At 46.1% G+C, this 22,717-nt stretch carries 14 protein-coding genes and 1 pseudogene; 11 read left to right on the top strand and 4 right to left on the bottom strand.

Features of this window, described 5'->3' with window-relative positions; all coding sequences use genetic code 11:
* Positions 1-241: 241 nt before the first annotated feature.
* The 4 genes from FCL47_RS21450 to FCL47_RS21435 all read left to right on the top strand — a co-directional run bounded on the left by FCL47_RS21450 (position 242) and on the right by FCL47_RS21435 (position 9,400).
* Positions 242-2,566 carry a class I SAM-dependent DNA methyltransferase gene (locus tag FCL47_RS21450; RefSeq protein ID WP_136815773.1) on the top strand — a complete coding sequence of 775 codons (2,325 nt, stop codon included), beginning with the start codon at positions 242-244 and terminating at the stop codon, positions 2,564-2,566.
* A gap of 2 nt (positions 2,567-2,568) precedes the next feature.
* Entirely contained in the window at positions 2,569-4,365 is a 1,797-nt protein-coding gene (locus FCL47_RS21445; RefSeq protein WP_136815772.1) for a DUF262 domain-containing protein, read from the top strand.
* Between the two features lie 81 nt (positions 4,366-4,446).
* Complete coding sequence (locus FCL47_RS21440) at positions 4,447-5,832, top strand: restriction endonuclease subunit S (protein ID WP_136815771.1); 1,386 nt, start codon at positions 4,447-4,449, stop codon at positions 5,830-5,832.
* Positions 5,825-9,400, top strand: coding sequence for a type I restriction endonuclease (locus FCL47_RS21435; protein WP_167496602.1), 3,576 nt, complete (start codon positions 5,825-5,827; stop codon positions 9,398-9,400). Before FCL47_RS21440 ends, FCL47_RS21435 begins: the two co-directional genes overlap by 8 nt.
* A 153-nt stretch (positions 9,401-9,553) precedes the next feature.
* On the opposite strand, the gene FCL47_RS21430 is transcribed toward FCL47_RS21435, so the two are convergent.
* The 3 genes from FCL47_RS21430 to FCL47_RS21420 all read right to left on the bottom strand — a co-directional run bounded on the left by FCL47_RS21430 (position 9,554) and on the right by FCL47_RS21420 (position 12,607).
* Complete coding sequence (locus FCL47_RS21430; protein ID WP_136815769.1) at positions 9,554-10,174, bottom strand: DUF4411 family protein; 621 nt, start codon at positions 10,172-10,174, stop codon at positions 9,554-9,556.
* 4 nt (positions 10,175-10,178) lie between these two features.
* Positions 10,179-11,282, bottom strand: coding sequence for a helix-turn-helix domain-containing protein (locus tag FCL47_RS21425; protein ID WP_167496601.1), 1,104 nt, complete (start codon positions 11,280-11,282; stop codon positions 10,179-10,181).
* Positions 11,283-11,641: 359 nt separating this feature from the next.
* On the bottom strand, positions 11,642-12,607 hold the full coding sequence (locus tag FCL47_RS21420) for a tyrosine-type recombinase/integrase (RefSeq protein ID WP_205747402.1): 966 nt from the start codon (positions 12,605-12,607) through the stop codon (positions 11,642-11,644).
* Between the two features lie 415 nt (positions 12,608-13,022).
* Here FCL47_RS21420 and FCL47_RS21415 point away from each other — a divergent pair, with 415 nt between their 5' ends.
* Positions 13,023-13,499: a hypothetical protein gene (locus tag FCL47_RS21415; protein WP_136815767.1), complete on the top strand. Its 477-nt coding sequence runs from the start codon at positions 13,023-13,025 to the stop codon at positions 13,497-13,499.
* Positions 13,500-13,532: 33 nt separating this feature from the next.
* Here FCL47_RS21415 and istA read toward each other — a convergent pair whose 3' ends face one another.
* Positions 13,533-15,026 carry an IS21 family transposase gene (istA, locus tag FCL47_RS21410; RefSeq protein ID WP_136815766.1) on the bottom strand — a complete coding sequence of 498 codons (1,494 nt, stop codon included), beginning with the start codon at positions 15,024-15,026 and terminating at the stop codon, positions 13,533-13,535.
* Between the two features lie 231 nt (positions 15,027-15,257).
* Between istA and FCL47_RS21405 the strand changes: the two genes are divergently transcribed.
* From FCL47_RS21405 to FCL47_RS21375, 6 genes and pseudogenes are all read left to right on the top strand, one after another.
* Positions 15,258-16,130, top strand: a complete 873-nt coding sequence (locus FCL47_RS21405; protein ID WP_136815765.1) for an HD-GYP domain-containing protein — start codon at positions 15,258-15,260, stop codon at positions 16,128-16,130.
* A gap of 460 nt (positions 16,131-16,590) precedes the next feature.
* Positions 16,591-17,465 (top strand): annotated as a pseudogene (locus FCL47_RS21400) (tyrosine-type recombinase/integrase).
* On the top strand, positions 17,452-18,633 hold the full coding sequence (locus tag FCL47_RS21390) for an IS91 family transposase (RefSeq protein ID WP_136815763.1): 1,182 nt from the start codon (positions 17,452-17,454) through the stop codon (positions 18,631-18,633). The pseudogene FCL47_RS21400 and the gene FCL47_RS21390 overlap by 14 nt, the downstream one beginning before the upstream one ends.
* A gap of 712 nt (positions 18,634-19,345) precedes the next feature.
* Positions 19,346-20,395: a methyltransferase domain-containing selenoprotein MduS gene (locus FCL47_RS21385; RefSeq protein ID WP_370459587.1), complete on the top strand. Its 1,050-nt coding sequence runs from the start codon at positions 19,346-19,348 to the stop codon at positions 20,393-20,395.
* Positions 20,396-20,461: 66 nt separating this feature from the next.
* Positions 20,462-20,818 carry a TusE/DsrC/DsvC family sulfur relay protein gene (locus FCL47_RS21380; RefSeq protein ID WP_136815762.1) on the top strand — a complete coding sequence of 119 codons (357 nt, stop codon included), beginning with the start codon at positions 20,462-20,464 and terminating at the stop codon, positions 20,816-20,818.
* Positions 20,819-21,178: 360 nt separating this feature from the next.
* A protein-coding gene (locus FCL47_RS21375; protein ID WP_136815761.1) for an ISNCY family transposase occupies positions 21,179-22,680 on the top strand; the annotation gives its coding sequence in 2 pieces (ribosomal slippage) (positions 21,179-21,644 and positions 21,644-22,680; 1,503 coding nt in all).
* Positions 22,681-22,717 lie beyond the last annotated feature (37 nt).

Below are 22,717 nucleotides of genomic sequence, written 5' to 3'. Positions count from 1 at the left end.
AGTTCTTGCGTTTTATCAAAAATTGCGTTTGGTTAAACGGTAGTCCTGGTGGCTCTTCAACTAAACGCTCCTTCGCACCACTTTGGTATTCCTTCGGGCGCAACATTCGATAAAACGCTACACTATGATATGTTGACTCTTTGCAATTGTTCGTAATTAGTTGTATTACTATGATTTTATTACTATTGTCCCTCAGGTTGGGATGTAGAATACTATTTGTAACCCATAATCGTAAGGAATCATGGATCAAACACAACTTAGCGGAATCACCAATTTTATCTGGAACATAGCAAACGATATCCTCCGCGACGTCTTTGTTCGTGGTAAATATCGTGATGTTATTCTGCCGATGACCGTCTTGCGCCGACTTGATGCAGTTCTGGAACCAACCAAGGAGGCTGTGTTGAAAATGAAGGTTGCCTTGGATCAAGAACAAATCACCAACCAAGACGATGCCCTTCGTGTTGCCTCCGGTCAAGCATTTTATAACACTTCACCTTTTTTACTGCGAGACCTCAAATCGCGTGCGACTCAGCAGCAACTCAAAGACGATTTCGAAGCTTATCTCGATGGATTTTCGCCAAATGTGCAGGACATCCTCACCAACTTTGAGTTCCGTCATCAAATTCCCCGTCTTTCAAAGGCTGATGTGCTTGGCACGCTCATCGAAAAATTTCTTGATGAGGGTATCAATCTAAGCCCACAGCCGGTAGGTGAAATGCCAGGCCTTGACAATCATTCCATGGGAACGATGTTCGAGGAACTTGTTCGACGTTTCAACGAAGACAACAACGAAGAAGCTGGAGAGCACTGGACACCCCGTGACGCCGTCAGGCTTATGGCAAGGCTCATCTTCTTGCCCGTGGCTGATAAAATAGAATCTGGCACCTATCTCCTTTATGACTGTGCTTGCGGCACTGGAGGAATGCTGACAGTTGCTGAAGAAACCCTCAAGGAAATTGCCAAGACTCAAGGCAAACAGGTTGCAACCCATCTCTACGGTCAGGAGATTAACGGCGAGACCTATGCCATCTGCAAGGCAGATCTCCTCCTCAAGGGTGAAGGTGATGCGGCGGATAACATTGTTGGTGGACCTGAGCACTCAACCATTTCCAATGATGCTTTTCGTTCTCATGAGTTTGACTTCATGCTCTCTAATCCACCTTACGGTAAAAGCTGGAAGAGTGACCTCGAACGTATGGGAGGCAAAAAGGAATTGCGTGACCCGCGATTTGTCATTCAGTATGCAGAAGATTCGGACTATTCACTCATTACTCGCTCCAGTGACGGGCAAATGCTCTTTCTCGCCAACATGCTGAGCAAAATGAAACACGGTACTCCGAACGGTAGCCGCATCGCCGAAGTACACAATGGTTCATCTCTTTTTACTGGTGACGCCGGGCAGGGAGAGAGCAATATCCGCCGCTGGATAATCGAGAGCGATTGGCTGGAGGCTATCGTCGCTTTGCCACTGAATATGTTCTACAATACCGGTATTGCAACCTACGTCTGGGTACTCACCAATCGAAAACCCGAGCAACGTAAGGGCAAGGTCCAGCTTATAGATGCCAGCCAGTGGTTTCACCCTCTCAGTAAGAATATGGGCAAAAAGAACTGTGAGCTTACTGCTGAAGACATTAAGCGTATTTGCGATACCTTCTTTGCTTTCCAGGAAACCGATCAGTCAAAAATCTTTCCCAATGCCGCTTTTGGCTACTGGAAGGTGAAGGTTGAACGTCCTTTGCGCCTGTATAGTCAACTTACAAGGCAACGCATAGAGACTCTGCGTTTCGCCTCTGGTGACGAAGGCATTCGTGCGGCTCTTTATGACGAACTTGGCGACGCTCTTTTTGAAAATCCTGCATCAGTTCGCAAAGAGCTGGAAAAATTGGTCAACGACTGGGGAAAAGGTGATAACGAGGAGGAAGAGGGGGAAGGTGACGGCATAGTCAAGAAAAGCCTGCCCGAAGCCAAAAGAAAGAAACTTCTCAACGAGGCCACCTGGAAACGAGACGCAATGCTGATAGAGGTGGCCACCAGGCTTCGTGAGGCGCTCGGTGGGGATCTCTTTACAGACTATAATATTTTCTTAAAACAGGTCGGGGCCACATTGAAGGAGCTCAACCTTAAGCCCAACTCTGCCGAGCAAAAGCTTATCATAAATGCAGTCAGTTGGCGTGTGGAGGATGCCCCCCGTGTCATAAAAAAAGTGCATAAATCCGTCAAAGTTGCTGCTGACCCCTTGCATGGCCTGTTTGCCACTGAAGTCGATGGCAAGAAATGTGTTGTCGAATACGAGCCCGATGGCGAACTTCGCGATTACGAGCAGATTCCGTTGCTTGAAGATGGTGGTATCGAAGCCTTTATCCGTCGCGAAGTGTTGCCGTACACACCAGACGCCTGGCTCGTTGAAGCCGATACCAAAATCGGCTATGAGGTAAGCTTCACCCGCCATTTTTATAAGCCACCACAGCTCCGCTCCCTGGCCGAAATCAGCGCTGATATCCTTGTGTTGGAACAGGAGACAGAGGGATTGTTGAGTGAAATTACCGGAGTAAAATCGTAATAATGTCTACACAACGCTATTCAGTCACCCCGCATCCCATTGAAACCCTGCTCACCTGGGTCAAGTCCGGAGAGATTGCTATCCCTGAAATTCAGCGCCCATTTGTTTGGGAGTCCACTAAGGTCCGTAATCTTCTCGATTCGCTGTACCACGGCTATCCTGTCGGTTACCTCATCGCTTGGCGTAATCCCACAGTGAAACTGAAGGATGGCACCCCCTCTGCCGGCAAGCGCATCCTCATTGACGGCCAGCAGAGGGTCACCGCCCTGATGGCTGGGCTGCTTGGGCGCGAGGTTTTGACCAAAAACTACGAAACTATTCGTATCCGCATAGCCTTTCACCCCCAGACGGAAAAGTTCGAAGTTGCCAACCCGGCCATTCGCAAAGATGGGGCATGGATTGAAGATGTGGCTGCGGTCTTTGCTCCCGATGCCGATTTGATAGACCTGACCGAGGAATATGTCGCCAAGAATCCCGCTGCTGACCGGAAAAAAGTCGGTAAAATCCTGCAGAAGCTCGGCAAGATTGTAAACAATCATGTCGGCTTGATAGAACTTGCCGAAGACCTGGACATCGAAACCGTTACCGAGATTTTTATTCGAGTGAACTCTGCTGGTGCTGAACTATCGCAAGCTGACTTTGCCATGTCAAAAATTGCTGCGAACGAGACCTATGGCGGCAATATGTTGCGCAAAGCCATTGATTATTTTTGCCATCTTGCTGTTGCACCCGAGTTCCTTGGCCGTATCGAGAAAGGTGATAAAGCTTTTGCCGCATCCGAGTTCCTGCCACAGATGCGATGGCTGAAAGATGTCAACGATGATATCTACGACCCCACCTATACCGACATGCTGCGGGTGGCCTTCACTGCGGAGTTTGGACGGGGCAAGCTGGCGGATTTGGTGGCTCTACTCTCAGGTCGAAATTTCGAAACCAGGCAATATGAGGATGTCATCGCCGAGGCCTCTTTTGCTCGCCTTAAGCAAGGTATTCTCCGTTTCATCAGCAAAACCCATTTCGACCGATTCACTATGATTTTACGTTCGGCGGGCTTTGTCACCAGTGACTTGATTGGTGGCAAGAATGCCGTTAACTTTGCCTATATTCTTTACCTGCGTGGCCGTGCCGAGAATGTTCCTGCAGCAGAGCTTGAACAGCTGGTAAGGCGCTGGTATGCGCTCTCAATACTTCGTGGTCGCTATACCGCTAGCCCGGAAACAGCCTTTGATTTTGATATCAGACAGATTGCTGACCGTGGCTTGTTGCCCTACGCCACTTCGGTGATCGAGACAGAACTGCCCGAAAGCTATTGGACCGGCATGTTGCCCCAGCTTATGGATACTTCATCTGGTCAAAGCCCGTATTTCCTTGCCTATAAGGCGGCGCAGGTAAAATTGGGTGACAAGGGATTTCTTTCGAGGGACATTACCGTCCTTGACCTCATGATGAATCGCAACGATGTACACCACGTTTTTCCTCGTAAACATCTCAAGACCCAAGGGCTTACTCGCGGCCGCTACAATCAGATTGCAAATTTTGTTGTTGCGCAGAGCGAGATCAATATTGCCATCGGTGCTAAAGCTCCCGAAGTCTATTTTGAGGAACTAGCTGAACAATGTTCCGGCGGTGCTAAGCAATATGGCGGTATTACGGAGCGTGAGGAGATGTCTGCTAATCTGAGAATGAGTTGCCTTCCTGAATCCCTCTTGGATGGAGGAATACCAGCATACGACGATTTTCTTCAGCAACGGCGAAAACTTATGGCTTTGAAAATTAAAACCTGGTTTGAAATCCTATGATGCTCTGCCGTGACAACAGAAGCCGGTTCAAAACCATCAAACCCATGAGAAACATACCACCCAGGACCATAGGAGCCGCTGATGATTGAGGGACTCAAACCGTATGGAGAATACAAGAGGTCGGGGTCAAAATGGTTAGGTGATGTTCCGGCTAAATGGGAAGTAAGGAATCTTCGCACCCTCATCTCAAAGCAGTCCGAACGTAATCGTTCAGACTTGCCGTTGTTGTCAGTCGCTCGTGAAAAAGGCGTATTCATCCGCTCCCTCACAGACTTGAAAGAAAATCACAATACCATCCCAGAGGACCTGAGCAATTACAAGGTGGCACGAGAAGGCAATCTTGTGATTAACAAAATGAAAGCATGGCAAGGTTCGATGGGCATTGCCCCATGCGATGGTATCGTGAGTCCAGCCTACTTCGTTTTCGATTTCCGTATCGCCAATCACGCTTTTGGTCAAAGACTCCTTCGAAGTAAACCTTACGTCGCTCACTTTGGGCAGGCTTCCGATGGGGTAAGAGTTGGCCAGTGGGATTTATCCATTCCAGGAATGCGGCAGATTCCTGTACTTTTGCCCTCCGAGGACGAACAAGCTGGCATCGTTCTTTTTTTGAGCCATGCGGACCGGAAAATCAACGGCTTTATCCGCGCCAAACGAAAGCTGATTGGACTACTGAACGAGCAAAAGCAGGCCATCATCCACCGTACCGTTATCCGCGGCCTCAACCCCGATGTTCAGCTCAAGCCTTCCAGTATTCCATGGCTTGGTGATATTCCGGTACACTGGAAGCTCAAGCGCTTTAAGTTTGTCGCCAGAATCAACAGCGGGCAAGTTGACCCACGAAATCCTCGATATCGAAAACTTGTCTTGATAGCCCCTAACCATATCCAAAGTGGAAGTGGGCGTTTATTGGCACAGGAAACGGCCAAAGAGCAGGGTGCTGACAGTGGAAAATTCTTGGTTAGTCAAGGTCAGATAATTTACAGCAAGATTCGCCCAAACCTCCGTAAAGCTACAATAGCTCCTTGCGAATGTCTGTGTAGCGCAGACATGTATCCGGTTACACCAAGAAAAGAGTTATTGCCAGCATTTATGCTCCTGCTCCTTTTGTCTCCACCTTTTACAAAGTTTGCTGTTGATTGTTCCATGAGAGTAGCGATGCCAAAGATTAATCGAGAAGCACTATCGAATTGTTGGATGTGGTTTCCCGAAAAAGACGAACAAGTTCAGATTCTCGATTATTTGTCGCAAGAAGTGGCACCTTACGACACTGCAATTACTCGCACAAATAATGAGATAGCCTTGATGCAGGAATACCGTACTCGATTGACCGCCGACATAGTAACCGGCAAACTCGACGTACGTGAGGCAGCAGCCAAGTTACCAGACTTGCCGCCCGATGCTGCACCAGAATCAGACGAAGATGAAAGCCCAAACGACCTTGAAACAGAGGAAAGCCATGAGTGACCGCCCTCCTATTCCAATTCCCGTGCAACGAAAGATATTGCACGAATCTTGTCACCGCTGCGCTGTTTGCGGCTTCGGGCTTTCCATCGAGTTGGCCCACATCATCCCCTGGCGAAAAACCCAGGACCACAATGCAGAAAATCTCATCGCCCTGTGTGCCACCTGCCATGAAATGGCCGACAAAGATAAATGGAATAGCAAGGATTTCGAGGTGTATAAGAGGGAACCATGGGCGCTGCGCACGAATGCCGGCAAACCAACCAGTGCCTCGCAAAAGGCAATGGTCGATTTCATCCTTGCCCGCGATGCCGAAGATATGGGCGATTACCAACGCTTGCAGCTCGTTCAAATAGTTGCCGCGTATGCGGGCGTCATGATTGCGGACGTGAAGTTAATGGCCCTTGCACCGAGCAATAGCTCTCTCATCCGCCTCGAAATGCCGAGGAGCGCCGCCGAGAAAATCATTGTCGGTTTCCAGGCTCAAGACCCGCGACTTATTTCCTTTTTTGATGATTTCGCAACCGTTGATGGCAAGTGTTCACCATTCGGTCCGGATGGTGGCATCAAACTTATTGAAACCGCCCGGCCCACCTCGGTCGACAAGCCACCGGTCACCAACGTTAAGGAAGAGGGATTGGAGTCGCTGATTGTAGGCGCTATGACCGCCTTTGGCTGGATTCCGGGCATAAGCACCGATTTCAACCGGGAATATGCAGTCGATGTTCAGCAATTGACGGCCTTCCTTGAGGCTACGCAGGAGGAGGTTGCAGCGGCGCTGGAGTTACGAATCGACGGCCCGATGCGGCGGAAGTTTCTGGCACAGTTGCAAGGCGAGATTACCCGGCGCGGCACCATTGATGTGATGCGGAAGGGTGTCCCTCACGGCAAATATCATGTGGACTTGTTTTATGGTACTCCATCTCCGGAGAACGAGAAAGCCGTACTTCGACATGCGGAAAACCGATTCAGTATCACACGTCAACTGCACTACAGCCGCGAGCAAACAAAGCGGGCTCTTGACCTGGCACTGTTTATCAACGGTCTTCCTGTGGCAACTTTTGAACTCAAAAATAGCTTGACCAAGCAGACTGCGGAAGACGCCGAGGAGCAATACAAGCGCGACCGAGATCCGCGTGAGTCCCTGTTCCTTTTTGGCCGTTGTGTTGTCCATTTCGCCATGGACGACCATGAGGTGCGAATGTGCACTCACTTGAAGGGCTCGAAGGGGATGGCCAAAGATTCGTGGTTTCTACCCTTTAATTTGGGCTGGAACGATGGCGCGGGTAATCCTCCCAACCGCTATGGCATCAAGTCTGATTACCTTTGGCGGCGCATCCTCACCCCCGGTGGTCTGACCGAGATTCTTGAGAACTATGCCCAGATAGTCGAAGAAAAGAACGAAAAGACCGGGAAGAAAAAACGGATGCAGATTTTCCCGCGATATCATCAGCTCGATGTAGTGCGTAAACTCCTTGCCGATGCGGCGTGGTTCGGTGCAGGCAAACGATACCTTATTCAGCACTCGGCAGGCAGTGGCAAATCAAACTCCATCGCCTGGCTGGCGTATCAACTGATTGGCCTGCGCAAAGACGGAATTGAAGTCTTTGACTCAATCATTATCATCACTGATCGCCGCATTCTCGATAAACAGATCCGTGAGACCATCAAGAGCTTTGCCCAGGTGGGTAGTATTATCGGTGCTGTGAAAGAGGACACAGGCAGCTCTAAAACCAAGCAGCTCACAAAATTTCTGAAGGACGGCAAGAAAATCATCATCTCCACTGTGCAAACCTTCCCCCATATCCTCGACAGCATAGGTGAGGCACATCGGGGTAAAAAGTTTGCCATTATCATTGACGAAGCCCACTCCAGCCAGGGCGGCCGAACTGCTGCGGCAATGAGTATGGCACTTTCCGAAGGTGGGGCAGAGCAAGAGGATGAAACCACCGAAGATAAGATTAACCGCATTATCGAATCCCGAAAACTGCTGCCTAATGCCAGCTACTTTGCCTTCACGGCCACACCCAAGAATAAGACCCTGCAAATATTCGGCATTGCATATCCTTCCGGTGATGAGGTGAAGCATCGCCCCTTCCATGGCTACACGATGAAACAGGCAATCCAGGAAGGCTTTATTCTCGATGTGCTGAAATATTATACGCCGGTTAAAAGCTACATCCGGCTTGCTAAGACTGTCGAAGGCGACCCGGAATTCGATGTGAAAAAAGCACGAAAAAAACTGCGTGTCTATGTGGAGAGCCACAGCAAGGCCATTCGTGACAAGGCTGAGATTATGGTGGATCATTTCCTTGAACAGGTAATGGGCCAAAACAAGATCGGAGGGAAGGCAAGAGCCATGGTGGTGACCAGCGGCATTCAGCGCGCAATCCATTATTTCTTTGCTTTCAACACCTACCTTACTGAATTAAAAAGCCCCTATAAACCCATTGTCGCTTTCTCGGGTGAGCCGGAATACAACGGAGAGAAGGTCAGCGAGGCTAAACTTAACGGTTTTTCGAGCAATGACATAGCCAACAGGATACAGGAAGACCCTTACCGCTTTCTTATCTGTGCTGACAAGTTCCAGACTGGCTATGACGAACCACTGCTGCACACCATGTATGTGGATAAGATTCTTTCCGGTATCAAGGCCGTACAAACACTTTCTCGTCTCAATCGGGCTCATCCCAAGAAGCACGATGTTTTTGTTCTCGATTTTCAAAACGACACTGATACGATTGAAAAATCGTTCGCTGATTACTACCGGACCACAATCCTGAGTAAGGAAACGGACCCAAATAAGCTCCACACCTTGAAAGGAGAGCTTGACCAGTATCAAGTGTATTCACCTGAACAGATTGATTTGCTGGTGGAGCTTTATCTTGGAGGTGCTGACCGTGACAGACTGGACCCCATCCTTGATGCCTGCGTGGCGGTCTATGTGAATGAACTCGATGAAGATGGGCAGGTAGATTTTAAAGGAAAAGCCAAGGCATTCACCCGAACCTATGACTTTCTTGCCACCATCCTGCCTTATGGCGTGCAGAATTGGGAAAAGCTCTCGATATTTCTGAATTTTCTTATTCCCAAATTACCTGCACCTGTCGAAGAAGATTTGGCCAAAGGTATACTTGAAGCCATTGACATGGACAGCTATCGTGCCGAGAAAAAGGCTACTATGGCCATTGCCCTTCCCGATGAGGATGCGGAGATTGAGCCTGTACCAACTTCAGGGGGAGGGGGGAAACAGCAGCCAGAAATGGATAAACTCTCTAGCATCCTCAAAACGTTCAACAACCAATTTGGTGGGCTTTTTGCTGATGCAAAGCGTATGGAAAAACGTATAACCGAAGAGATTCCTAATAAGGTCTCAGCCGATCAAGCCTTCCAGAATGCTAAAAAGAACTCTGACCGTCAAAATGCGCGCATTGAACATGACAAGGCGCTGAAGCGAGTTATCACCGCACTCTTTACCGACGATGCTCAACTTTTTAAACAGTTTCAAGACAATGAATCTTTCCGTCACTGGATGACGGATACGATTTTCGGGATGACTTATGATGAATAGGAGTGGGAGCAGGCAAGTTAAAAACATCTCGCCACGATAAAAACCAATCGTTCGGCGATTCGGTGTTTGCAAGTTCTCCTATTACCTGTGTCGTTGAAAATGAGTGAAGTGAAAAGGTAAGGAGGCAAAAGATGGATGGTGTGGAACCCTGTCCTAGTCTTTTTTGAGTTTTTTCTTCGCTTTTTTACACTTTGCTTTTTGGGCTGGGCCTAAATAGAAATTCTTAGTCAATTTTTGGAAATTTCCTATGTCGTCAGTTGCTTGCTCAGCTTCTCTGGATTGTTCCCAGTCATCAATAACTGTAAGTAAGTTATCATTGCAATCCACTAATCCTTTTTCGATCCAGATGTTGAGAACCCCCAAGGCAGAAAATGATTTAATGCTGAATTCTTGTTCTGCAAAATCAATGATGTCGGTTTCACCCGTAGTAATGGTGAGATTATTAGCGGCGGCACAGGCAATTATGTGTCGATCTACTCTACTTAGGTCAAACACTTTGTTGGTTTTTTCATTGATAGGGTTCGTTGAGAGTAGTAACTCAACAGTCGACAATGCAGTATTGTAATCCTTTGTGTCCAGTTCTGAATTTCTGATGCATTTAACACTTGGCAATAGGGATTTTAACCATGGATATTTTGTTCTAAATTTCTGGTTTGACTTTAATTCTCTGAGGACTTCTGCTGTGGTTACACATTCATATAGTGGATCTGAAAACATATCAGGAGCGATTCTCAATAACATCAAAACACTGCATGTGTCAGCGAGAATTAACATTGTTTTACATCTCTTTTCGCAGTTTTAAAAATTCATCTTTTAGGTCTGCGGCGTCAAGAGAGCTTTCAATGTCTAGTAACTCACCTAGTCGGCGGTAAGTCAAGTTTTCTACTTGTTTGACAAGCGATTCAAGAAACAATGGGCTTATTTCCTTCAAATATGTGACATATTCTTCAGCATTTTCAAACGCCATTAGATAGTCGCCAATACTGTAAAATTCTTTTTTCAGATTAGTATCTGCCCCATGGGGATTTATTGGTTCTTTGCTTGGGAATTGATTGTAGATCCGTTTTACAATACCGTGTAAGGCATGGCCGTTCTTTTCTGCAAACGATTTTAAAATATTGATCGCCTGGCCAACACGGAGGTCACTTATGTTGTTTGCAACAAATTGAACATACTCGTCTGGAAACTGAACATAATTTGCCACTAAATCACAGAAATCTTCTTCTTTTTTGTCGTACAGCCTGCCTTTAAATGTTTCATCACGGACCGCATGTACAGCTTCATGCAGAAGGGCGAAGTTTAGATCGAGGAAATTGGTATCACGATTTACAAACACAACCCTATGAGCAAGTATCCTTGTATAAAAGGCATATACTTTTAGTGATTCAGGGAATTTTTTAATTACTATTTTGATGCCCAAATCTTTCAACAAACTAAAGACGTGCTTTTTCTTTAATGGTTCGCCATTTTGAACTGATGTCATTTTACGCAATATCCGTGCAATATTACGGGCATTTTCGTCAGATTTGTCAGTTTCTCTTATGACCGGAACAACAGGCAATGCACTGTCGTTGAGAAAAAATGAATAATAGTCTTTTGCAAGGTTAAACGCTTCTTGTGACCTATCTTCAGTAACCTTCGCATTTCCTCTTGTCCGATGGACAGGTATAGAAATGTCGAATTTTTCGCCAATATTAAATAGTTCTTCAGGGTTAATGTTTAAAAGACGTGCAAGGGCCATTAGATGGTTGCCCTTCGGAATCTGCCCCCTTGTCCAATCATTGACGGCTTTTCTTGAAACACCGATAGATTCAGCAAGGCTGGCAATAGAAAACCCTTGAGCTTTAGCGAGGTCCCTCACTTTTTCTCCGGCCCACTTCATCTTTTTCCCCCTTAGTAGGTATGTTTGCAACAGGATCATTGCTTGAATATCTTGGCGGCCTACTGTATACTTTACTTTACGTATTATCAATAAGAATGTCAATTAATCTCATTTGATAACGAATTATGTAACGTAATGTTCTTTGTATTGCAATAATGTTCAGGCACTGTGTTCAACATAAAAGTGAGGGATCTTTTCAATAGCTAGTGCCGGTCAACTGTTGATGACCGGCATATTCCCTCCTATCCGGTTGTCAGCGTCTGAATTCCTTACACCTCTGCTCTGCACGCCGATAAATCATGCCCATCGGGGAGCATGCAACGAAGATGAATCATGAAAGTCTTTTCCATTAGGCCAACTTAAATCAGGATCCGTTCGACCTCATCGAGGGAAACCTGATCATCCCGGCGGTCATAGAGGCCTGTAGTGCGGGCTGATTCGTGATTGGCCATTTGTTGAGCCACCTCGAGCTTACCGCCATTCCTTAAATATTCCGTAATCCCTGTTGCACGAAAGCTGTGGCAACAGACCTTCGTGCGCACACCGGCGTCTTCGGCGCGCCGGCCGATCATGCGATACACATCCGGTTGTGTCATGGGCCTATCGGAAAGCTGACGTGTGCGGCCGCGGGCTGTACGAAAGAGAAAGCCCTTGGCATCCGCAGCGATTCCGGCTCCTTCCAGATAGGCTTCGATGTACTCCTCGAGGTTGTGATGACAGGGCATCTCGTGACGCTTGCCACCTTTTTCATGCAGGCGTACCCAGGTGCGGCGACCCTGCACATAGACATCCTGGATCCGCATTTTGATAACGGCCCCCACCCGCGCAAAGGTATAGACCATTATCCCGACAAGCGCTCGATCGCGCAGGCCCTGAGGTGAGTCTAAATCAATTGAGTCGATCAGTTCGCGGGTCTCTTCGACTGAAAGCACTGAAGTCTTGCCTTTTTTAACGACATGTTTCGGTCCCTTGACCGAATGTGCCGGGTTTGTCGGGATGATCTGGCCAACCACCAGCCAGTCAAAGAGCATCCGGATCGCCGCCAGGTGAAGCTTCACCGAGGGCGTGGCGATAATTGACCGCAGTCCTTCGATGTAGGCAGCGACATGTATGGGTCGAACTTGGCCGAGCTCATCAATCCCGTGCTCAACACACCAGGTGGCGAAGGCCCCAGTTGCCCGCATGTAAGCTTTTCGGGTGTTGGCGTTACTGATCTGCGCTGTGAAGAACTCGACAACCCGTTCGGCCGTCTTCGCATCGGGTGCAAAAAGCACCGGCAACATTCCCGCCAATTTCTTTCCGGTGATCATTAATTCATGTGCCATACCCTCCCCTCCCGGTGAGCCGATTATAATGTATGATAACGTCCTTTATCATACATAAGAATCGGCTAAAATTCATCGCCAAAATGCATGTGTGTTTGGTAGGTCAAGACTATCCGTGCGGTAAAGGAATCTCGCTCTCGCGCAGAGCCCGCCTTGTGAGTTTGTCCTAGTGCGGTTGTGCTTTAAAAGCAGATGGTGAAGGAGGTAGGACTTTTGTGGCGAAGGATGGTCTTAATGTCATCGAAAACTCAAGCGCAGCAGCTCTATGAAAAAATATAAATTAGACAAAATATTTGATTTATCATAGTCTTTTATAACTACCTGGTTTTGTTTGATTGTAATACCACCATGTAGTGTTTTGTTGCGGCTTTTTACGAATTTCATCATATTTCCCAACCAGACAATCAATAATACGATGCTCGCTTTCGGTATTGCCTCACTCGTCTTCTCTATAGTCGCTATTTTCATACCAGTTTTCGGTATTATGATCTCGGGCTTATCTGGATTTTTGGCTTGGCTTTCAACGGGTAAAGGAGGTACGCCTTTTGGTGCTGCTGCCGTAATTATAAATTTTATAAATATTCTCCTGTTGTCCCCGGCCTATATGCTCGTTGCTGGCCTTGAAGCCTCTCAAAGAAATCACGAGCAAGCTAATCTTTTTATCATCTGGGCAATAGTTCTATTTATTCAAATTGCAGCTGTTGTTGTGTTCGTTTGTAATGTTCTAATTGATTATTTTCTTAAACATAGAGCAAAACAGAAAAATCGAAATGACAGTTTGCGTTTCAACAAACAAGATCCTCCACAATATTTTGCTGAGACCGAGGGCCAGCAACCGATGCTATACGGGATTCCAGATCCCGAGCAACGGTTGCCAGGCTCAGCGCCTTGAGATTTTCCCGCAATGCGATCATGGCTGCAGGCATCATTGTACACCTCCCAACACGCCATAAAGGCTCAGATCAGGAGAAGGCAGACTCGACCAGTCGGCAAGCTGTGCAATGGGAACAATCTGTTCATTGGCATATATCAGCAGATGTCGAACCCCCTCGCTACTGGAAAGATTCTTTTCCAGGGCGAGTTCTACCGCAGTCTCTACCTCGTCGGCCTGGTAGCGGCTGTACAGCATCAATACTGCAATAAAATCCTTGATCCCTTTGGTTTCCCCTTGGATATGACAAAAATTTGTAAGTAACTGATGCAGTGACTGGGGCCAGTGTTCTCGCCATTGCCGAATCACTCGCGCACTGGCAAATGACATTGGACGTTGCTGGATCAGATCTAGATAGTGCTCCGGGGCAAGGCTCCATTTGTTGTTGGCGAATAGACGTTCATGGACGGCAAGTCTTTTGCCGTCGGCAAAAATCTCCACCCGGTCCACATGGACAATTGTCTTCAGCCTGCGCCCTGCATACTTCCACGGCACGGAGTAACGATTCTTGTCGACCATTATCGTGGCGTATTTATCAACCCGGGCATCACCCGGACGGGTATTGCTGAAGGCTATATTCGGCTGCTCGAGAAGATGGGCTTTTTCACCCTCAAAGAGGTCGGCTACGCTCTCTGAACGGCTTGCCATCTTGTGCGAACCGTAAGACAGGCAGTCAGCAAGGAGCTTTTCGTTGAGCTCCTCAAGGCTCTCCGCCTCAGGTACCGGAACCATGTAGTTCCGGCGAGCAAAACCGACCAATCCTTCCACTCCTCCTTTTTCATTGCCGCTGTCAGCATTGCAAAACCGGGCGGTAAAACTGTAATAGGCCTTGAATTTACTGAAACTTTCCTGCTCAATCCGCCGCTTACCCAGGAGTATTTTACGCACCGCTGTCGTCAAATTATCGTAGATCAAAACCGGGAAGATCCCGCCAAAAAAACTGAAGGACTGGATGTGGGCATCAAAAAATGCCTGTTGACGTTCACAGGGATAAAAACGAACAAAGTGTTTGCCGGAATATTTGCTTCGCATGCAGAAAAACTTCAGCCGAACTTTTTCACCGCCAACAACCGCCGTTGCGGTGCCCCAATCTACCTCTGCTTCCTGCCCAGCTTCCGGTTCGCATGCTATGAACGCCTGGCCTGCAATATCAAGCCCTAATTCCATTTGTACCATCCGCACATAACGACGGACGTTTGATTCACTGCCTTGATAACCCTGCTCTGTTTTTAATCGGTTATATACCCGCCGAGCTGTGTGCCGTTGCTTCTTCGGCTGATCCTTGTCCTTCTTCAGCCATTCCTCGATAATCGTGCGATACGGCCCCAATACAGGAAACAGTTGCTGTTCTCGTTCACTATATCCCCACGCTTCTCCTCGTAGGGCTTTTTTGATCGTGTTGCGCGAATTCCCTGTCTGCCTAGCCAGTTCGCTGATGTTCGTGCCATAGACCCGTTGGGCCGTCCTGATGTATTCGTATTGATCCATCTTGAGCAACTCCTCACCTCCTGGCGGAATGTCAAAAAAATGTGACATTCTAACAGAAGATTGATTGCCCAGGGTGGTCAATTTTCGGTAATCACTACCCCTCTTTGCTGGTCAATTTTAGGTTAGCACAACCATGTATCGCAATTTGCTTGGATATTATGGAATTTTCGCCAAATTTATTTTTGTATGCGATTTTCTCCAAGAGAGAAAACCTCTAAGTAGTTAATTATAATGAATACTCGTTTTAAAAAATATCTGCTTTTTTTCATCATCCTTTGTTTTGCCCCATTATTTCGAGAGTTTTTTTTCGGAATGGTGTCACATCATCACCAACCGTTTGCAACCATCGAAGACATTCTACATACTGTTTTGGAAATAGTCATAATGGGTGGCCTTGCCGGTGTGCTCATTTTTCTCGATATCCGTTTTACGAGGGACAAATTTAAAGAACTCAGAGTTACACAAGCGGTAGCGATAGAAACTTTGGCGTCTTTAGCCGAATATAGAGACGCTGAAACCTCACAGCATCTGCAAAGAATCGGTATATTTGTGAAAATATTGGGAGATAAGCTAAAAAAAGATTCACCTTACAGTGGCTATATGAGGTCCCAATTTAGTTATATTGAGGATTTGGTTCATGCTTCAGTTTTGCATGACATCGGGAAAATCGCAGTGCCTGATGGTATTCTGTTGAAACCTGGAGTTCTTACTGATGAGGAATTTGATGTGATCAAGACACATACTACCATTGGATCAGACATTTTAACCTCAGCAGATTTGCAATTCCAGAAACGTGTAGGGACACAGAGTTATTTAACATTGGCCCTGACCGTTGCTAGGGCACATCATGAAAAATGGGACGGAAGCGGTTACCCCGATGGTTTGGCTGGAGAGAATATTCCTTTGGCTGCAAGGATTGTTGCACTTTGTGATGTTTATGATGCTGTCACCTCAGACAGAGTATATAAAAAAGCATGGTCACACGAAGAAGCTGTGCAAATGATCAGAAAAAATAGGGGGCGTCATTTCGATCCAGTCATAACTGATGCTTTTTTGCTTGAAGAAAAGATATTTGAAATAACAAAAAGGGAATATGCAGGGTGATTTATCCTATTTAGAATAGACACACCTTGTTCTACTCTACTATTAGATATCTTAGGGAGAAGGTAGAATCGTTTATAGCAGAGAACCCTACTTTCATTGTTTTCAAGGTCCACATAGCTATTTGGATCTCGACTGCCACGTAAGTCAAGATCTTTCCTCTCGATCAAAACCTACCTTTCTTCTGGGAAAATGGGGTCGTACAGACCAATATTCAGTTAGAACTGAACCGCTACGCGGAAAAAAGCAACCCTGTGCCTAAACAATCTATTTAGCTGATTCCCCATATTATATTTCTTTTCACCCAATCGCACTCATTACACTTGTGCGCTTAGGGCTTCGCCCACACGCACGTTTTTCTGATTTTGTATCCCACCCTAAATTTCATTTTCAATAGTACCCTCTTTTTGGTCAATTAGAACTTGTAGCATCATTCTTATTCATCCAATCAAGGAGGTATGCCATGAGCACCCCGATCAGAGCCAAATTCATTGAACACATGAAGTTTTTAGGTTTATCAAAGCAGACACAGCGAAGCTACATAAATGGAGTCAAGGGATTGGCTAAATATCACAACGAATCCCCTGATAAATTAACCAACGACCAAGTGCGGTCGTATTTTCGGCATCTCCTTTTAGAGCGAAAATTAACACGATCAACATGTGGGTCATATCTGTGCGGCATTACGTATTTCTACAGACATCTCTGTAATCGAGAAGTTGATGACCGTTTTGGATTACCACCACTGCCTCGAAGCAAAAAATTGCCACAAATCCTTAGCATGGAAGAGGTTAGTCGATTGCTATCCTGTGCTGAGAATCTCAAACAACGGGTTTTACTCAAAACAATTTATAGTGCAGGGCTGCGAGTATCTGAAGCCATCCGCCTCAAACCCGAGCATATCGAAAGTGACCCATCAAGAATGATGCTTAGAATTGAGCAAGGCAAGGGACGCAAAGACCGCTACACTGTTTTATCCGAAAGGCTACTTTGCGAACTGCGAGAGTACTGGCAGAAATATTCTCCTGGGCAATGGCTCTTTCCCGGCCAGAAACCTAACTCACATATCACTGCTACTTCTGTGTCAAGAGCTCTTTACAGAGCAAAAAAAAAGCTCAGATTACCAAGGCGTGCAGCCTGCATACGCTTCGACATTCATTCGCTACTCACCTTTTATACAACGGCTACGACCTCTATACCATCAGCCAACTTCTTGGTCATACCTCAATAGAAACAACCACGATCTATCTCCATATCGTTCCAGCAAGATTTGCCGATCTTAAAAGTCCTCTAGATTTCCTCGAACCGGAAAAGGAGGATAATAATGCAAAAAAATGAAAGCAAACCAGAATTAGCGGATATTTTCCGTAAATATGGGGCAGATTATCGACGTAGCCACTTCTTGTCTACTGAACAATCCAAAACAATGTATCACATCGAAATCTGCCGTACTGCTCTACTTGGGGGACATACTGAAGCCTGTGATCACTGTGGTTTTAAAAAGAATGCTTACAACTCATGCAGAGACAGGCACTGTCCGAAATGCCAGACACTTGTGAAGGAAAAGTGGCTGGATGCCAGGAAGTCTGAACTGCTGCCCTGTCCATATTTTCATAACGTGTTTACTCTGCCCCATGAGCTCAACCCTCTCATTTTGAGCAATAAGAAAATTATGTTGGCAATGTTATTTGGTGCCGCGAAAGAAACTCTCCAGGTTTTCGCCAGCGATCCACAGTGGCGACTTGTTGGACAGCTTGGCTTTATTTCGGTTCTGCACACATGGAACCAGAAACTTATGGATCACTTCCATTTACATTGTATTATCCCGGCAGGTGTACTCACATTTGATAAGACAAAATGGGTTGCTGCCAGGGACAAGTATCTTTTCAGGGTTGAATCTTTGGCTAAAGAATTCAGAAAAAGGTATCTGTGCAAACTTGAAAAAGCATATAGACAAGAAAAACTATGCTTCAATGAAAGAGCTTCTGGCTTTGCCGACAAACTGGTTTTTGTTCAGATGGTCAACGTATTAAAAGACAAGCAGTGGATCACTTACTCAAAACAGCCATTTGGTGGGCCGGAGCATGTGCTCGAATATCTCGGTCGCTATACACACCGAGTGGCCATAACAAACAACCGAATTTTATCTATTAAGGGTGGTGAAGTATCTTTCAATTATCGTGATCGCAGTGATGAAAACAAAGTCAAAGCTCTTACTCTCAAAGCAAAAGAGTTCATTCGGCGTTATCTTCTGCACATCTTGCCGCGTGGGTTTATGAAAATCCGTTATTTTGGCTTTCTTGGTCATGCAAACAAAAAGGTGAGTATTCCTTTGCTTCAATTATTGATAGATCCAGAGGCCCAAATTGCTGTAAAATTATCAGAGACTGTACAGGAAATGATGATGCGATTGACAGGAGTTGATTTGTCTCTCTGTCCGGAATGCGGTAAAGGAAAAATGGTCTGCATTGAGGAGTTACCAAACCTATTACGGGATACGTCCTGACTGTTGCTTAGTTGATACCTTAAGGTTTTAAGAAAATTTGGATTTTATATTACACAGGAGAGGTGCGCCTACTTTTGGCTAATACAGCTCCGAAATTAACCTGTTTAACGGCTCCAAACAAAAAAATGAATAATTCTTCCATAATTCATCAAATTGCAGAAGGATTAAGCTTCTCTGAGTTGTTTTGTTTGCAAAATACACCCATTTTGCAAACTGGCGCCCGCTCTCTGCTATTCTTTAAATCCCCATAGAAGAAAATTTAACACTCCCAGATGCTCCGCAGTTCAGTTCTACGGTTTTATCAATAATTGCGAGAGATTAATCTGGTCAACAATAGTAGAACAGGATTTTGTTCTCTGGTTAGCGGTTGAGATATAGCTAAGTCGCAACAATTGATAAAACCTATTCTTACTATCTTGCACGCTGCCTGACACTCACTCCAGAATAATCTGCAAAAATAATCTGGAAGAATCCTCTTTTTTGCTGTCTGCAATCTCGATGACGACGGATGGATACAAGGAATTTCTGACCTCCTATCATTTTGTCCAATGTTTTTCTGTTATTATGGCCGGTAAGTGTCTGATTTTCCAACGTCGATTCTTAAAACATGAGACAAAATAATCCTTTTTGTCTAATGGGTTCTGCGAGAGCTAATAGAAAGAGCATCCATGTAGGGTGATAGATGCCAGTTAAAGCAATATATGGTATACTTATGGGTAAATATCCATTGATCGGAAAAACTTATGGAGGTCAAAAAATGGATCAAAAATCTCATTGGGATGATGTTTTTGCCCAAAATTCAGCTTTTTTTGGAGAAGCCCCAAGTGATTTTGCACGAAGATGTTGCGAACTCTTCCAAAAAGAAGGTGTGCGGTCGGTTTTAGAATTGGGGTGTGGGCAGGGCCGTGATACGTTCCTTTTTGCTCAACAAGGGTTCGACATAACCTGCGTGGACTACTCAGAGACAGCCATTTCAGCCGTAAAAGAAAAAGCTCAAAAAGCCTCGTTAACAGCTCAGATACACGCTCAAACGCACAATCTGAAAGAGGCCATGCTTTTTTCAGATAACTCCTTCGATGCCTGTTTCTCGCACATGCTGCTATGCATGCATCTATCCACTGCCGAAATTGGTTTTGTTCTAAGAGAAATGCACCGGGTGCTTAAACCAGGGGGGATAGCCGTATATTCAGTTCGAAACAACTTTGACAAGCACTATAGAGCGGGTACCCATCTTAGCGAAGATATCTATGATGTTGGCGGTTTTGTGATTCATTTCCTCACTGAAGAGAAAATTAAGAAACTGGCTAAAGGTTACGATATCGTGGAAATCAACCGCCTAGAGGAAGGCAGTTTGCCCAGAGACCTTTTTGTAGTCACCTTACGTAAGGCTGCCAGCCCTGAAAATTGGGAGCTGGAAGATACAAAGGAGAGTAAAGACATGAACGACCCCATGCAGAAATTTCAAGAGTTTCTCGATGCCACCCTGGCCCCGAGGGTTCTGGAAAATAAAACTAAACAACTCGTCACTTTGGCCGCTGCTTTGGCTGCAGGTTGCGATCCTTGAACGGATTTAGGCCTCGCAGTTGCGAGGGAAGCTCAAGCAACCAAAGAAGAATTGGAAGAGGTCGCCGCTATTGCCATGGCAATTAACGCTTTCAAAACAAGGAGCCTATTTAAAAATAAATTTGTAGATACACAAAAGGATATCCCAAAAGGAATTAGCATAGAACAAAAACCTACGCCCGCGCCTGTCCGCACCTGAGGCGTCTAGGCTAGGCTTCAGGTTGAAGCCATTTTAAAAATTTTATTCGTTTGAGGATTATTTTTGATGGAATGTTTTGATCCAACTGTAAGCCAGATGCTGACCTTAGAGGCAAAGCAATATCTGCTTAATCACAAAAAATATCTAAAAGATTTTTCGGAGTGGGATGAGCAGATTAGAGATTGGCTGGCTTCACAAGAAGGAATTGATTTAACCCCTGAGCATCTCCACACTGTTGTTTTTTTGCGCAATAGTTTTTCTAACAATAGATTGCATCCTGTGATCAGGAAAATCACAGAAGAGCTAGCCAAGAAGTTTGGAAAAGAAAAAGGAACAATAAAATATTTCCATGAATTGTTTCCTGGTGGCATCCATCAAGCTTATTTGATTGCCGGACTACCCATGCAGGACAGCTGTTGCTAAGCTCTCTCGCGCTGCTCGGTCGCTGTGGTTGGGTGCCGGAGTCCTCGTATCAGGATGTATTGGGGAGTTGCTCCGGCCTCTTGCTGGCCTGCCGTCTACCGTGATGTCAAGCCTTTCATCGTTCCTACCTTCGATCCCGCATAGTTAGTGCCTGAAAGAAAACAGAAAAACGTTATAAAATCAAGGTGATACAATTATCAGCCTCAATCGAAGATAATGCGAGCGATAATAACACCGAATATTGAATAATGATGTAAGGTGTTGATTAATATGGTATATTTCTTTCAGAAAACCATTCAACTTTACTTCTGAGTGGATAAAACGACCGTAAACGCAAAATCTTCGTCAGGTGAAAATATAATGCGTAGAGTAATCGAGCCACAAATGAAATTGGGCGAACAGGCTATCGCCGATATAAAGCTGGATCCTAAATCACGTGATGATATCCCGCAAATCCTTCGTGGGCTCCAACATATCTACACCACACCTGAACTGCGAGAGCCGATATTTACCATTCTGGAAGAGGTTTTGCCTGAGCGTCAAATCGAAGGAAAGACCATTAAGGCCGACCCTAACAACGGTCGTCCCGGCATGACTCAATGGCAGATTCTGGTGCTGGGAGTTCTCAGATTGGGGCTCAATGCTGATTACGACCGTATTCATGAATTGGCCAACGAACATAAGACCCTTCGGAAGATGCTTGGTCACAGTGATTGGGCTGACGATAAGTATTATAATCTGCAGACCCTCAAAGATAATCTGAGGCTGTTTACGCCGGAAATCCTGGATCGACTCAACCGGGTAGTAGTCCAAGCGGGACACAAAGTATTAAAAAAAAATTGGAAGATGGCACCGTAGGCCGTTGTGATTCCTTTGTGGTGGAGACTGACGTGCATTTTCCCACAGATATTAACTTGCTGTTGGACGCCATTCGCAAGGTCATCGAAATCAGTGCTGAACTGTCCAGAGCCAACAATTTACCGGGATGGCGGCAATACCGCTACCATCAGCGTTTATTCAAAAGGCAGTACCGCATAGTTCAGCGGCTCAAGCATTCCACTTCCAAAAGTGAAAGCAAACGCAAGCAGAAGGAACAAGAGATTCAAGATGCCCATCGTACCTACCTGGACTTGGCGGAGGGGAATCTGACACGAGCCGACCAAACCCGCCAACAGATCAGCCCGCACGATCCTCTTTTGATGATCTGGCTCATCGAATTGAATAAGTTCATGCAACATGGCCGTCGGCAGATAAACCAGATTGACCGTCGGGTGCTCCAGGGCAAACGTATTCCCCACGATGAGAAAGTGTTTTCTCTGTTCCAACCGCATACCGAGTGGATCAGCAAGGGGAAAGCCGGCGTTCCGGTGGAGTTGGGACTGCGGGTGTGTGTTATGGAAGACCGAGACCGCTTCATTCTGCATCACCGAGTGATGGTAAAGACCACTGATGACAAGGTTGCCTTTGCCATGGTGGGGGAAACCAAGCAGAAGTTCCCTACGTTACGTGCGGTCAGCATGGATAAAGGTTTTTACAGTCCAGCTAATCAGGAAGTATTGAAATCGCGTCTCGATTGTGTAGTGCTGCCCAAAAAAGGGAGGCTTTCGCAAGCCGACAAAGTCAGAGAAAGTGGCCCTGAATTTGTCAGTCTGCGCAAACAACACTCGGCGGTGGAATCGGCAATCAACGCCCTGGAGGTCCATGGATTAGACAAATGCCTGGATCACGGTCTCAACGGATTTAAGCGTTACGTCGCCATGGCTGTGGTTGCCCGAAACATACAGCGTTTGGGAGCAGTGTTGCGCCAGCAGGACCAAGAGGCTACTGAACGAAAACGCGGATCTTATAAGAGAGCTGCCTGAAGTGATCCGGCTGATGAGGCTGTAAAATCGATGGGAC

Source organism: Desulfopila sp. IMCC35006 (assembly GCF_005116645.1).
Classification (GTDB): Bacteria; Desulfobacterota; Desulfobulbia; order Desulfobulbales; family Desulfocapsaceae; genus Desulforhopalus_A.
This window is presented reverse-complemented; position numbering and strand designations above follow the sequence as displayed.

Coding starts and splice junctions, on each gene's coding strand:
- FCL47_RS21390 (WP_136815763.1), top strand. CDS start 17,452: ATGCAAAAAAATGAAAGCAAACCAGAATTAGCGGATATTTTCCGTAAA.
- FCL47_RS21420 (WP_205747402.1), bottom strand. CDS start 12,607: ATGGCACATGAATTAATGATCACCGGAAAGAAATTGGCGGGAATGTTG.
- FCL47_RS21450 (WP_136815773.1), top strand. CDS start 242: ATGGATCAAACACAACTTAGCGGAATCACCAATTTTATCTGGAACATA.
- FCL47_RS21440 (WP_136815771.1), top strand. CDS start 4,447: ATGATTGAGGGACTCAAACCGTATGGAGAATACAAGAGGTCGGGGTCA.
- FCL47_RS21435 (WP_167496602.1), top strand. CDS start 5,825: ATGAGTGACCGCCCTCCTATTCCAATTCCCGTGCAACGAAAGATATTG.
- FCL47_RS21425 (WP_167496601.1), bottom strand. CDS start 11,282: ATGAAGTGGGCCGGAGAAAAAGTGAGGGACCTCGCTAAAGCTCAAGGG.
- FCL47_RS21415 (WP_136815767.1), top strand. CDS start 13,023: ATGCTCGCTTTCGGTATTGCCTCACTCGTCTTCTCTATAGTCGCTATT.
- FCL47_RS21380 (WP_136815762.1), top strand. CDS start 20,462: ATGGAATGTTTTGATCCAACTGTAAGCCAGATGCTGACCTTAGAGGCA.
- FCL47_RS21430 (WP_136815769.1), bottom strand. CDS start 10,174: ATGTTAATTCTCGCTGACACATGCAGTGTTTTGATGTTATTGAGAATC.
- FCL47_RS21405 (WP_136815765.1), top strand. CDS start 15,258: ATGAATACTCGTTTTAAAAAATATCTGCTTTTTTTCATCATCCTTTGT.
- FCL47_RS21445 (WP_136815772.1), top strand. CDS start 2,569: ATGTCTACACAACGCTATTCAGTCACCCCGCATCCCATTGAAACCCTG.
- istA (WP_136815766.1), bottom strand. CDS start 15,026: ATGGATCAATACGAATACATCAGGACGGCCCAACGGGTCTATGGCACG.